The following is a 13041-nucleotide window of genomic DNA, read 5'->3' on the forward strand; positions in this document are numbered from 1 at the left end:
GTCGGATACTACTGTCAAGTCACCATGTTACCAGGCGGTCAGACAGCGATCGAGTACGCTGCGTTATGTGCCCGATCACACTCCCGACCGCGCGGCCGACGCGCCCCTCGCCGCGGCCGCGTATGCCGCGCTTGCCGAGCTGGAACGGGTCAACGAGCTGACCGCGAGCGCTCCTGATCTGTCCGAGCGGATGGCGATCGCCGACGCTGCGGCGCGTCGCTACGCGGTGTACCGCGCGGCGTTGGCCAAGCTCGGCGGCGAGGCACCTAACGAGACGATGGCCCGGGTGACGGGAGCGATCGACGACGCCCGGCTGCGCACCCGGACGGCCGAATGGTGGGAGGGAGTTGCCGCGGCGAGTCTGAGCACCTCGCTCTCCGACGAGCTGTTCGCGGCGGTGACCAGGGAAGACGGGGACAAGACCGACGCCGCGGGCCCTTCGTGGGCTGATCGGCGGCTGGACGGCGCGGTGCGCTCGGACCCCGTGCTCGCCGCGCGGCTGTCGCTGTGGAGCCGCCGCCTGGTCGGCGAGGCGATCGTGCTGGCGCGGGAGTTCGGCGGCGACCTGTATCCGGAGATCGCGGCCCAGCTCGCGAGCGAGCACGCGCGGCGGATGGCGGCGCTCGGTCTGTCGGAGTAGTGGATCAGGCGAGCGGTTAACCAGATCGCTGCGCCTCTAGCGTGGCAGTCGGCGTGATCGGGCGTAGAGCGCGTAGGCGCCGACGACGAGGACGGCGGTGATCGTCGCGACCGCCCGCTGAGTGTCCGGGAAGCCGGCGCCGAACACCAGCCGCGTCGCATACCCGACTCCAACCGCGCCCGCGATACCCAGGACGGCCGCGACGAGCCAGGGAGGCGAAGGGCGGCCCGAGGCGACGAACGCACCGAGACCGCCCGCCGCCAGTCCCAGCACGGCCAGCCACTCCAGGTCCGAAGCAGACACGAATCACGACGCTACGCCGGTTTCCGGGCTGCCGCGCGGCGGCGCCGTCCTCTGTGGCGTGCGCGGATTGCGGTGCGGCGCGGACTACAGGGCTCCGAAGCCGACCCGGCGCGAGGTCGGCTCGCCGATCTCGACATAGGCGAGCCGGTCGGTCGGCACGATGATCTTGCGGCCCTTCTCGTCGCTCAGCACCAGCAGGCTGTTCTTGCCGGTGAGCGCGGCGGAAATGGTCTTCTCCGCCTCCTCGGCGCTCAGATCCGACTCCAGAGACAGCTCGCGCGCCGCGTGCTGCACGCCGATCTTGATCTCCACGGTGGTTCCCTCCACGTCAGCGAAAAGCTCACGCTCAGCGTACGTGGTCGCGCTCATGGATGCGGACAGCGACGGTGAGCCGCGCTGACGCGGACAAGCCGACGGGCCAGCCGTATCGAGCGAGCGCCGTCACAGGTGCGGGAAGCCCGCGATCCCGCGCCACGCCAGCTGCGAGATCAACCGGGTCGCCACGTCGCGCGGGACCGGCATCCCGGCCGTCAGCCAGTAGCGGGCGGTGACCTGCGAGATGCCGGTCAGCCCGATCGCCAGCACCATCGCCTCCTCGGTGCCGAGGCCGGTGTCGTCCGCGATCACCGTGCTGATCAGCTTCGCGCAGTCCAGCTCGACGCGGTTGACCCGCTCGCGTACGGCCGGTTCGTTCGTGAGGTCCGACTCGAACACCAGCCGGAACGCGCCGCTCTCGTGCTCGACGAAGTGGAAGTATGCCTCCATCGTCGCCGCGACCCGCAGCTTGTTGTCCGTCGTCGAGGTCAGCGCCGTGCGCACCGAGCTGAGCAGAGCCTCGCACTGCTGGTCGAGCAGCGCCAGGTAGAGGTCGAGCTTGCCGGGGAAGTGCTGGTACAGCACCGGCTTGGAAACCCCGGCGCGGTCCGCGATGTCGTCCATCGCGGCGGCGTGGTACCCCTGGGCGACGAAGACTTCCTGCGCGGCCCCGAGCAGTTGGGTGCGGCGCGCCAGCCGGGGGAGCCGGGCCGACCGCGGGCGGTCGTCGGCGGAGTAGAGCGTGTCGGCTGCAGTCACGATGCCTCAGTCAGTTGCTCGGTGAACCAGGTCACATCGCATCCTACGCGCCAGTAACCTGCTTAGACCAGGCAATCGCCGCGGACGCGTGGGTTCACCGGTACTCGTCCTCGTCGACCGGGACGGGAACGGCCTGCTCAACGGCGTCCGCCGGATCGACTTCCAGCGGCAGCGACTCCCCGAACGCCGGGTCCCGCAGCGCGGCCTCGCCCTCCTGGTCGAGCGCCCGCGACTGCTCGGCGGCGTCGGCCTCCGACGCCTCGCGCTCTTCGGGAAAGCCCTGTTCCGCCATGCCTGCCCCTTCTCGCCGTGGGATTGCGGCCCTAATCGACGACTTTACGCCGATCTCACCCTGCGGTCCCCATTTCGGGAATGGCCGACAGCGTGGCACGGTTACCCCGATCAAATGACTTCGAACACGAGTGAGGGGACGGCTGTGTCCGCAGCGACCGAAAAGCTGCCTCCGCTGGTCGAGCCGGCCGGCGAGCTGACCGTCGACGAGGTGCGCCGCTACTCGCGCCACCTGATCATCCCGGACGTCGCGATGGACGGCCAGAAGCGGCTGAAGAACTCCAAGGTGCTGTGTGTGGGCGCCGGAGGTCTCGGCTCCCCGGCCCTCATGTACCTGGCCGCGGCGGGCGTCGGCACCCTCGGCGTCATCGACTTCGACACGGTGGACGAGTCGAACCTCCAGCGGCAGATCATCCACGGCCAGTCGGACATCGGCCGGTCCAAGGCCGAATCGGCCCGCGACTCGGTGCGCGAGATCAACCCCTACGTGGAGGTGCGGCTGCACGAGGAGCGGCTGGACTCCTCGAACGTGATGGAGATCTTCGCCCAGTACGACCTGATCGTGGACGGCACCGACAACTTCGCCACCCGCTACCTCGTCAACGACGCCTGCGTGTTGCTGAACAAGCCGTACGTGTGGGGCTCGATCTACCGGTTCGACGGCCAGGCCTCGGTCTTCTGGTCCGAGTACGGTCCCTGCTACCGCTGCCTCTACCCGGAGCCCCCGCCGCCCGGCATGGTGCCCTCGTGCGCCGAGGGCGGCGTCTTGGGCGTGCTGTGCGGATCGATCGGCGCGGTGCAGGTCACCGAGGCGATCAAGCTGCTGACCGGCATCGGCGAGCCGCTGGTCGGACGCCTGATGATCTACGACGCCCTGGAGATGAGCTACCGCACGGTCAAGGTGCGCAAGGACCCGGAATGCGCGGTCTGCGGCAAGAACCCGACGGTGACCGAGCTGATCGACTACGAGGCATTCTGCGGCGCGGTCTCCGAGGAGGCGATCGAGGCGGCGAAGGACTCGACGATCACCCCGCGCACCCTCAAGCAGTGGATCGACGACGGCGAGAGCATCGCCATCATCGACGTGCGCGAGCCGGCCGAGTACGAGATCGTGTCCATCCCCGGCTCGACGCTCATCCCGAAGAACGAGTTCATCATGGGCGAGGCGCTGGCCAAGCTGCCCCAGGACAAGCGGATCGTGCTGCACTGCAAGTCGGGCGTGCGCTCGGCGGAGTGCCTGGCGATCGTGAAGGCCGCGGGTTTCTCGGACGCCGTGCACCTCGGTTCCGGCGTGGTCGGCTGGGTCAACCAGATTGAGCCGCAGAAGCCGATCTACTAGCGGGCCATGGGGCCGACGCCGCGCACGCGTCGCCCTGTGGCCTCAACCAGCCGCCGCGACAGTCCTCTGTCCGGCGGCTGGCCTGTCTCCGGGCGATTCCCCAGGGCCGGCTTCACACGCGTATTGTCCCTGGGTGAACTGCGGCGTGGGCAGTGTTGCGTATCCCCGGCTCCCGCACGCATCCACCTTTGAGCCGGCTGGCCCGTCTCCTGCCCCAGCGAGTTTGCACAGCGGCTCTCTTTCCCCGCACGAGAACCCGCTGGTCATATGACCGGGTCGTCAGATCGCGCCCTTCCGCTGAAGCCGGGCGAACACGATCCAGCCCGGAATCACCGGCAGATAGGTCGTCACCAGCCGGAACAGGAATACCGCCGGGGTGGCGTTCGGCAGCTGGGCGACCGCGGCCAACCCGGCGACCAGCGCGATCTCCACGCCGCCGATGCCACCGGGCGTCGGCAGGATCGAGCCTGCGGCCTGCGCGGTCAGGAACACCACACCGGCCGCGAAGTACGAGACCTGAGCGCCCGGCGTCACAGCTTTGATCGACGCCCACAGCGCGAGCGAGTACATCAGCGACAGCAGCACGGTCCCGCCGACGCCGGTGGCCAGCTTGCGCGGGTTCTGCGCGACGTCCATCAGCCGCGGCAGCGTCCCGGCGAAGAACGGCCGGAGCCGGGCGGCCGCGTATTTGCGCAGCGGCGGTACCGAGAGCACCACCATGATCAGGATGGCCAGCGCCAGCAGGATCGCGATGGCGACCGTGGTCGGGGCGCTGCCCCTGCTCCGCGCGCTGTTCGTGGTGCTGGCGATGAATCCGAACACCGCGATCAGGGTGATGTGCAGGACGAACCCGACCGCCTGCGAGGCGCTGACCGCGACGACCGCCGCGCCGGGCGCGATGCGTTGCTTCTGCAGGTACCGGGTGTTCAGCGCCACGCCGCCGACCGCCGGCGGGGCGACGACCGAGACGAATCCGGCGGCGACCTGGACCTCGAACGTGGTCCGCTTCGGCAGCTTCTCCGGGACGAAACCGGTCAGCGACATCGCCGCCGCGACGTAGGTCCCGAGCGAGGCGAGCACCGCGACGAGGGCCCACAGCGGCGACGCGCTCGCGATCACTTGACCCGGGCTCGTCTTGCTCGTGGAGAGCTGATAGAGGATCAGGTAGGCGGCGATGCAGCCGGCCGCGACGGTCAGGATCGTGCGCGGCCGCATCCGTTCGAGACGGACCGGCTCGACGGCCGCCGTGGCCTGCGGCCGGAAGATGAGGATCTGCTCGCGGATGCGCTGGAGCAGGTTGCGCTTCTTGCGCACGGCGGAGCGGGTCGTGCGGGTCAGCACCACCGGCTGGAGCATCGGCAGCGCGGCCGCGACCGCGTCGGCGCCGAGGACCTGGGTGCCGACGCGCACCGTGCGCTCCGGCCCGAAGCGCAGCGCCAGGGTGGTCATCAGCTCGGCGATGTCCAGGCGGGTCTGCAGGTCGCTCGCGGCGATCTCGCCGTTGCGAAGGTCCAGCAGCCAGATCTCGCCGTCGCCGCCGACCAGGATCGAGTCGAGGGCGAAGCGGCGGTGCGCGACTTGGTGCAGCTGCATCTGCTGCTGGACCTGCCAGACCCGGGCGAGCAGGTCGTCGGTGAGTTCGTCGGCGCCCACCTCGTCCAACGTCCGGCCGGCTACCCGCTCGTGGGCGAGCAGGGCGGCGTCGGCGCTCAGTTCACGTACCGCGAGCAGCCGGGGGGTGCGGATGCCCGCGTCGTGCAGCGCGTAGGACATCAGCGCTTCCTGATCCACCGCGCGGCGCAGAGACAGCAGGTTGCGCCGCTGCGCGGGTCCTGCGAGCCGGATCCGCCGGTACAGCCGGTACACGAGGCCGACCGCCTGCCGGTCACGGTCGAGCACGGTGACGTCGAGCAGCCGGCCGTCGTCCGTCTCGGCCTCAAAGCGGCGGGTGTCCTCGCTTTCGCCGAGCCAGCGGCAGCTGATCGCCGCGAGCCCCGCGTCGGACAAGGAGTTGACCACGTCGCGTCCGGTGGGGCGGGCGTTGACCACCCCGCGCGCGTATCGCCAGGCGAAGGCGATGGTCCGGCCGAACAGGAAGCTGATCATGAGGCCGACCAGCGCGCTGTATCCGTGGATCACCGTGGCCGCGGCGTACGCGATGACACATGACCAGGTGAACGTTTGGAGCGCGGGCCGGTCGCCGAAGCCGATGATGGTGAGGAAGGCGACGACGGTGGCGATGTATACGTGCAGCGGGGTCGTGGTGGTGCTGGTGTCCAGATGCCGCGTCAGAACCTCGGACAGCCACTTCGGACCCACCGACGAGTCGATCCACCAGTTGAACAGGTTCGACAGCAGGTAGGCGACGGCGGCCGCGATGACGGCGTCGGCGACGCGGCGTCCCTCGCGGCGGTAAAGCCGCTCGACCGCCAGACCCACCGGAATCACCGCGGTGGCGATGCTCGTGAGCAGGGTGATCGTGGACAGGAAGAGCTGCGGCGCCAGGTTGATGCTGTTGTGGATGTCGGTCTCGAGGCCGGTGGTGGTGCCGGAGCCGGGGATCGCCAGCAGCACGACGACGATGATCAGGCCGCTCTCGAACAGCAGCCGCATCAGATCGGGAGGGCGTCTTATCCTGCGCGGTTCGGGAGGCTCCTCGATGATCGCGTGGCGCGGGAGCACGGTGTGCGGGGCGGGTGGTTGCAGGTCCGGGACGGGAGCAGGCGTGGGGGGAGCCACGCCGGGCGCATTGCGCGTGGCGCTGCCGTCCCCGGTGCGGCTCACCTGGTTCCGTCCTCGCGTCCACGGTCGGCGGTCAGCCTGACTCGCGTGCTCAACACTTACCCCTATCGTCGCCTATCCCGGTCCTTGTATGCAGCCCGGGGCACACGGCACGCTGTTTATGCCGATCGGTATCCTGGCGGTTCCGGTGACGCGCGGAAATCCATCCGGGGGCTGATTATGACGACGCGGGATCTCGTTCCGGAGGCGGACACCGGGTTGCCGCCATTCGCGCGGCGGGTGCTGGGGGTGGTCGGGACCATTCCGGAGGGCCGGGTGATGACCTACGGAGACATCGCCGAGTACCTCGAGGAGGGCGGCCCGCGCCAGGTCGGAGCGGTGATGTCGCGGCACGGCGACGCGGTGCCGTGGTGGCGCGTGGTCAACGCGGGAGGCGAGCTGCCGTCCCACTTGCGCGGGGAGGCGTCGCTCCACTATGACCAAGAAGGCACTCCCTATGACAAATCCCGCGAACGGGTGAACCTTCGCCTCGCACGCTGGGACGGTCGCTGATTCCGCGGCTTTTCCGCGAGGTTATCCACAGGCCCTTTCCGGCTTCTGCGGTTGTTGTCGGCGGTTTGTGCTGTCATGGCTGTGTTGATCTCATGCCGTGTTGGTCTCGTGCTGGCGTGATCCTGCGGGGTTGAGCGGCAGCCGAGTCGAGCTCAACCAGATCGGATCGGGTCGGATCGGATTGGCTGTGGTCCCGACCGGCGAGTGGAAGGAGGGGAGATGGAAGCGGAAGCCTGGCCACGCGGCCGGCGCGGCACTGGTGTGCGCCGTTCACCGTTCCGTCTGATCCGCCCTCTGCCGCCAGAGCGGAGCGGGGCGCCGACGCTCGACCCGGAGCAGCGTGACGTCGTCGAACACCGCGACGGCCCGCTGCTGGTGCTCGCGGGCCCTGGCACCGGGAAGACCACGACGCTGGTCGAGGCTGTTCTCGCCCGCACGCGCGGCGAAGGCGCCCTCGCCTCCGACGAGATCCTAGTTCTCACCTTCAGCCGCGCCGCCGCGGCGGAGTTGCGCGACCGTATAGGAGCCCGGCTCACCTCGGTGTCGCCGGACGAAAGTGTGGAGGGGGATCCCGCGTCGGCCGGGGAGACGTGTGGTCCGGGCAGCGCCCATCTCGCGTCGCAAGCTTTTGACGGGGGCGTGGCCGCGGCCTCGTCGGCCACCGGGGCGCCGACCGTGACCACCTTCCATTCCTTCTGTTATGCACTGCTCGGCCAGTATGAGGACCCTGAGCTGCTCTCGGACCCGCTGCGGCTGCTGTCCGGGCCGGAGCAGGACGTGGTCATCCGCGAGCTCGTCCGCGGAACCGTCGAACCGGGGGCGTGGGGATCCGCGCGCGGCGGGTGGCCCGAGGCGCTGCGGGCCGCACTCGGTACCCGGGGATTCGCCGAGGAGCTTCGGGCAGTCCTCTCGCGCGCCCGGGACATAGGGCTGCACCCGGAGGACCTGGCCGAGTTCGCCGAACGGGCCCGGCGTGCGGACTGGCGGGCCGCCGCGAGGTTCTTCGCCGAGTACCTCGACGTGGCCGACGCACGCGGAGTGCTGGACTACGGCGAGCTGGTACACCGCGCGGTGCTGTTGGCCGAGACCGACGAGATCAAAGCCGCGCTGCGCCGGCGCTACCGTGCCGTCTTCGTGGACGAATACCAGGACACCGACCAGGCGCAGGTAAGACTGCTGCGAGCGCTTGCGGGCGACGGCCGGGACTTGGTCGTCGTCGGCGACCCGGACCAGTCGATCTACGCCTTCCGCGGCGCGGACGTGACCGGGATCCTGGACTTTCCCGAGCGTTTCCCCCGACGGAACGGCAACCTGGCCCCGATCGCCGTGCTGGGCACGAGCCGCCGGGCCGGACCCGTGCTGCTGCGTGCCTCACGCGAGGTAGCGCGGCGGATGCCACTGGCCCGACTGCCTGCCGACCGCGTGCGCGCCCATCGCGAGCTGACCTCCGCAGTTGACTCGGAGAACAGTCCGTACGGGGCCGGAAGCGTCGAGGTGGTGACGTTCCCGGACGAAGGGCTTCAGTTCGCGGCTATTGCGGACCTGTTGCGCCGCGCGCACTTGGAGCAGGGCGTTCCCTGGGAGCAGATGGCCGTCCTCGTCCGGATAGGAGATCAGCTCACCGGGGTTCGCCGTGCCCTGATGTCCGCGAATGTGCCGGTGGAGGTCCTCGGCCACGATCTGCCGCTGGCCCGCGAGCCTGCTGTGGCGACGCTGCTGACCGCGCTGCGCTGCGCCGCCGAGCCGGGCGCGCTCACCGCTCAGACCGCACGCAGCCTGCTGACAGGTCCGCTCGCGGGTATGGACGGCGGCGACCTGCGCCGACTCGGCCGCGCCCTGCGCAGTGAGGAGCAGGCCGCGCTCGCGTTGCGGAGCGGGACCGGGACCCGAGACGAGGATGCGGCGTCGGCCCCATCAGCGGCGCCAGACGTCGATGAGCCGAAGGCGCTTTCAGCGTCAAGCGATCCGGCTGCGCTTTCAGCGCCAAGTGATGCGACCGCGCCTTCCGAGCCGGGCGAACCAACCGTGTCACCGAGCCCGAATCAGCTGACCGCGCCTTCGGAGTTGGGCGATTCAGGGTCTCCGGACACGGGCGAGCTAGCCGGACCGGATATGTCTTCGGACCTGGGGGAGTCGAGCGCGCCTGCGGGCTTGGCCGAGCCGGACGAGCCTTCGGTCCCGCTTCCCCGCCCGGCGGAGCACCTGATCCGGGAAGCCGTCGCCGATCCGCGCGTGCTCGCCGCGATCGATCCGAAGGTCGCGGGCCCGGCGCTCGCCGTCGCCCGGCTCCTGGACTCCGCCCGGCGCACCCTCGCCGAAGGCGGCACGGTCGAGGACGCCCTGTGGATCCTCTGGCACGGCGACGCCGGTGTGCGACCGCCTGTTCGCACCGGATGGCCCGAGCGGTTGCGCCGCGCGGTCGAGCGCGGCGGCGCTGCCGGACGCCTGGCGGACCGCGACCTCGACGCCGTTATTGCTCTCTTCGCCTTGGCCGCGCGGGCACAGCAGCGCACCGGTCACGCCGGAGTGACCGACTTCATCAGCGAGCTACAAGCCGAGGCGATAGCGGCTGATGTGCTCGCCGAGAAAGCCGTGCGCGGTGGCGCGGTGCAGGTGCTTACGGCGCACCGCTCCAAAGGCTTGCAGTGGCGGGTCGTGGTGGTCGCCGGCGTGCAGGAAGGACTGTGGCCCGATCTGCGGCGCCGCGGTTCGCTGCTTGAGCCGGACCGGATCGGGCGTTCCGGGCTGGTCGACCCGCTCTCCCCGGCCGCGCTGCTGGCCGAGGAACGCCGCCTGTTCTACGTCGCGGTCACCCGGGCCCGCGAGCGGCTGGTGGTCACCGCTGTGGACGGCGAGGACGAGGACGGCGACTCGCCCTCGCGCTTCCTGCGCGAACTGAGCGTCCAGGTGCGCCCGGCCGTCGCGTTCCGCCGCCGCCCGCTGAACCTGGCCGCGCTCCTCGCGGAACTGCGCCGCGCCGCCACCGATCCGGCGGCACCACCGGCGCTGCGCGAGGCCGCGATCGGTCGTCTGGCCAAGCTCGCGTCCGCCACCGCTCCCGACGGCGGTCGCCTGGTGCCTCACGCCGACCCCCGACGCTGGTGGGGCCTGTACGACTACACAGACAACGACACCCCCGTAGCCGATCCCGACGCGCCGGTCGCCTTGTCCGCCAGCGCTGTGGCCTCGCTCGACACCTGTGGACTGCGCTGGTTTCTGGAAAGGAAAGCCTCCGCGCAGGAGCCGTCCAGCGACGCGCAGGGCATCGGCCTGGTCTTCCACGCCCTCGCCGAGGAAGTCGCCACCGGTCGCACGAAGGCGGACATCGACGTCCTGATGGACCGGCTCGACCGGGTCTGGGACAGCCTCCCGTTCGACGCGCCCTGGAAGTCCGAGCAGGAGCGCCGCGTCGCGCGCCGAGCCCTCGAGCGCTTCCTGGTCTGGCATGACGGCCGGGCCGACGGGCGCAGCGTCTCCGCGGCCGAGCACGACTTCGACAGCACCCTGACGGTCGGCGGCGTTCCGGTGCGGCTGCGCGGCGCTATCGACCGGATCGAGGTCGACGCCGAGGGACACGCCTACCTGGTCGACTTCAAGACCTCTGCCAACCCCAAGACCAGGGCGAAGGCCGCGCGCGACCCGCAGCTCGGCGTCTACCAACTCGTCGTGGAGGCCGGAGCGTACGAGGGCGGCGACGTCGCGCAGGCAGAGCTCGTGTATCCGCGCGACACCAGCGACTCGCCCGAGCCCACGGTGCGCGTTCAATCGGCGCTTGCCGAGGACGCGGACCCGCAATGGGCTGCGAACCTGGTCGCCGAGGTGGCGCGGCGCGTGCTGGACGAGCGGTTCCACGCCTATGGAGAAGCCGACGCCTGCGGGATGTGCCGCCTACGCAAGGCCTGCCCGAGGCAGCCCGAGGGCCGGGAGCTGCCGCAATGAGCGGGGCACCGCCGCGAGCCCGGCCCGCGCGCTCCCGGATCGAGACGCCTCGGGACCTGCGCCGCATCCTCGGCGTGCCCTATACCGAGGAACAGCTCGAGGCGATCACCGCGCCGCTAGAGCCTGGAGTGATCGTGGCCGGCGCCGGGTCCGGGAAGACGACGGTCATGGCCGCCCGGGTGGTCTGGCTGGTGGGCACCGGCGCGGTCGGTCCCGGTGAGGTGCTCGGGCTGACCTTCACCAACAAGGCCGCCGCGGAGTTGCGCGAGCGGGTCGGCGCGGCGTTGGAATCGGCCGGACTGCTCGGTGGCGGCGAACTCAACCTCGACGATCCGGACGCGGGCACGGCCGACGAGGGCGGCGCGGACGCCGAAGCAGGCGAGCCGGTGATCTCGACCTATCACGCCTATGCGGACCGCTTGATCAAGGAACACGGCCTACGCCTCGGTGTCGAACCTTCCGCCCGCCTGCTTGCCGACGCCGGCCGGTACACCCTCGCCGCTCGCGCGGTGCGCACCGCGACCGGTCCTTTCATGGCACTGCGCGGTGCGCTGACCACCGTCACCCGAGACGTGATCGATCTGGACGCCGAGCTGTCCGAGCACGTAGTGACACCTGAGCGGTTGCGCGCGTACGACCACGCATTCGCCGACGCGGCAGAAGCACTGCGTGATCCGGTCACCGGCAAGTCCGTGCGTGCCCGCAGCCGCCGCACCGGTCGGCTCGGACAGATCTACGACAGGTATCTCGAGGCCGCCGCGAAAGCCCGCGAGCGCGCCGAACTGCTCGACCTCGTCGAGGACTACCGCGCGCTCAAGGCCACCCGCGAACTGGTGGACTTCGGCGATCTGATGGCCTTGGGCACCCGCCTGGCCGAGCAGGCGCCGGAGGTCAGCCTGATCGAGCGCGACAGATACCGCGTCGTGCTGCTCGACGAATATCAGGACACCTCGGTCGCGCAGCGCCGAATGCTGGCCGCGCTGTTCAGCGGTCCGGCATCGCAAGAGGGCCGCGGGCACCCGGTCACCGCGGTCGGCGACCCCTGTCAGTCCATCTACGGGTGGCGCGGCGCCTCGGCCGCCAATATCGACCAGTTCCCGGCGCACTTCCGTCGGGCAGGCGGGCAGCCGGCCTCGATCTACCCGCTGACCGAGAACAGGCGCAGCGGCGGTCGGCTGCTCGCCTTCGCCAATGAGCAATCAGAAGTTCTGCGTGAACACCACACGAGCGTGCGGCGGCTGAGCCCAAGCGCCGAGAAGGCAGAGCTCGGATATGCGACAGCAGCCTTGCTGCCCACCTACCAGGAGGAGGTCCGCTGGCTCGCCGACCGGATCCAGGAGCTGGCCGGGCGGCTGCCGTGGTCCCAGGTCGCCGTGCTGCTGCGGAAAGGGGCGCAGATCCCGGAGATCTACGGCGAACTGCACGGTCGCGGCGTCCCGGTGGAGGTCGTGGGTCTGTCCGGGCTGTTGGATCTGCCGGAGATCGCGGATCTGGTCGCCATGCTCGACGTGGTCGACGACCCGATCGCGAACGCGTCACTGGTGCGGCTGCTGTCCGGTCCGCGCTGGCGCATCGGCCCGCGTGATCTGGCGCTGCTCGGCCGCCGCGCCCGCGACCTGGTCCGACCGCCCGACACCGCCGCCGAAGCGCTTGATCGAGCCGCCGCCAACAGCGATCCGACCGACGTGGTCTCGCTGTCCGACGCACTGGCGGACCCGGGCGACGAGCTGCCGTTCTCCGCGGAGGCCAAGGCCCGCTTCGCGCGGTTCGCCGCGGAGATCCGCCGACTGCGCCGCAGTCTGTCCGAACCGGTGATCGACGTGCTGCACCGGATTCTGGAGGAGACAGGTCTGGACGTGGAGATCGCGGCCTCCCCGGCGGCGTATCGACAGCGATGTGCCGAGACCGTCGGCGCGTTCCTGACCGTGGCGGGGAACTTCGCCGACCTCGACGGCGAACAGTCGGCCACCGCGTTTCGCGCGTTTCTGCGTGCCGCCGCGGAACACGAGCGCGGCCTGGACATCGACCTGCCGCCGACCGCTGCCGACACGGTGAAGATTCTGACGATGCACAAGGCCAAAGGGCTGGAGTGGGAGGTCGTGGCGATCCCGCATCAGTACCGTGAGCCGCCGAAAATCGAGAAGTGGACGGTCAGGCGCTC

Annotated in this window: 10 protein-coding genes; 5 read left to right on the forward strand and 5 right to left on the reverse strand. The window is 70.3% G+C overall.

Features of this window, described 5'->3' with window-relative positions:
* Positions 1-67 precede the first annotated feature (67 nt).
* The gene (locus VGZ32_RS24295) at positions 68-640 is read left to right on the forward strand and encodes a ferritin-like fold-containing protein (RefSeq protein ID WP_326888500.1); all 573 of its coding nucleotides are present in this window, start codon (positions 68-70) and stop codon (positions 638-640) included.
* Between the two features lie 36 nt (positions 641-676).
* On the opposite strand, the gene VGZ32_RS24300 is transcribed toward VGZ32_RS24295, so the two are convergent.
* The 4 genes from VGZ32_RS24300 to VGZ32_RS24315 all read right to left on the reverse strand — a co-directional run bounded on the left by VGZ32_RS24300 (position 677) and on the right by VGZ32_RS24315 (position 2309).
* Positions 677-943: a hypothetical protein gene (locus VGZ32_RS24300; protein WP_326888501.1), complete on the reverse strand. Its 267-nt coding sequence runs from the start codon at positions 941-943 to the stop codon at positions 677-679.
* 84 nt (positions 944-1027) lie between these two features.
* On the reverse strand, positions 1028-1255 hold the full coding sequence (locus tag VGZ32_RS24305; RefSeq protein WP_326888509.1) for a DUF3107 domain-containing protein: 228 nt from the start codon (positions 1253-1255) through the stop codon (positions 1028-1030).
* A 129-nt stretch (positions 1256-1384) separates the two neighbouring features.
* The gene (locus VGZ32_RS24310; protein ID WP_326888502.1) at positions 1385-2017 is read right to left on the reverse strand and encodes a TetR/AcrR family transcriptional regulator; all 633 of its coding nucleotides are present in this window, start codon (positions 2015-2017) and stop codon (positions 1385-1387) included.
* A gap of 94 nt (positions 2018-2111) precedes the next feature.
* Entirely contained in the window at positions 2112-2309 is a 198-nt protein-coding gene (locus tag VGZ32_RS24315; RefSeq protein ID WP_326888503.1) for a hypothetical protein, read from the reverse strand.
* 165 nt (positions 2310-2474) lie between these two features.
* Here VGZ32_RS24315 and moeZ point away from each other — a divergent pair, with 165 nt between their 5' ends.
* Positions 2475-3647, forward strand: a complete 1173-nt coding sequence (gene moeZ / locus VGZ32_RS24320; RefSeq protein ID WP_349263734.1) for an adenylyltransferase/sulfurtransferase MoeZ — start codon at positions 2475-2477, stop codon at positions 3645-3647.
* 279 nt (positions 3648-3926) lie between these two features.
* On the opposite strand, the gene VGZ32_RS24325 is transcribed toward moeZ, so the two are convergent.
* The gene (locus VGZ32_RS24325) at positions 3927-6431 is read right to left on the reverse strand and encodes a lysylphosphatidylglycerol synthase transmembrane domain-containing protein (protein ID WP_326888505.1); all 2505 of its coding nucleotides are present in this window, start codon (positions 6429-6431) and stop codon (positions 3927-3929) included.
* Between the two features lie 177 nt (positions 6432-6608).
* On the opposite strand from VGZ32_RS24325, the gene VGZ32_RS24330 reads away from it, so the two are divergent.
* The 3 genes from VGZ32_RS24330 to VGZ32_RS24340 all read left to right on the forward strand — a co-directional run.
* Positions 6609-6941 carry an MGMT family protein gene (locus VGZ32_RS24330; protein WP_326888506.1) on the forward strand — a complete coding sequence of 111 codons (333 nt, stop codon included), beginning with the start codon at positions 6609-6611 and terminating at the stop codon, positions 6939-6941.
* A 219-nt stretch (positions 6942-7160) separates the two neighbouring features.
* Positions 7161-10880 carry an ATP-dependent DNA helicase gene (locus VGZ32_RS24335; RefSeq protein WP_326888507.1) on the forward strand — a complete coding sequence of 1240 codons (3720 nt, stop codon included), beginning with the start codon at positions 7161-7163 and terminating at the stop codon, positions 10878-10880.
* A partial coding sequence (locus VGZ32_RS24340) for an ATP-dependent helicase (protein ID WP_326888508.1) occupies positions 10877-13041 on the forward strand: 2165 nt, incomplete at its 3' end. The genes VGZ32_RS24335 and VGZ32_RS24340, both read left to right, overlap by 4 nt.

The sequence above is a fragment of the Actinocrinis sp. genome, from assembly GCF_035938995.1.
In the GTDB taxonomy this organism is placed as follows: domain Bacteria; phylum Actinomycetota; class Actinomycetes; order Streptomycetales; family Catenulisporaceae; genus DASZGI01.

Coding starts and splice junctions, on each gene's coding strand:
- VGZ32_RS24335 (WP_326888507.1), top strand. CDS start 7,161: ATGGAAGCGGAAGCCTGGCCACGCGGCCGGCGCGGCACTGGTGTGCGC.
- VGZ32_RS24315 (WP_326888503.1), bottom strand. CDS start 2,309: ATGGCGGAACAGGGCTTTCCCGAAGAGCGCGAGGCGTCGGAGGCCGAC.
- VGZ32_RS24330 (WP_326888506.1), top strand. CDS start 6,609: ATGACGACGCGGGATCTCGTTCCGGAGGCGGACACCGGGTTGCCGCCA.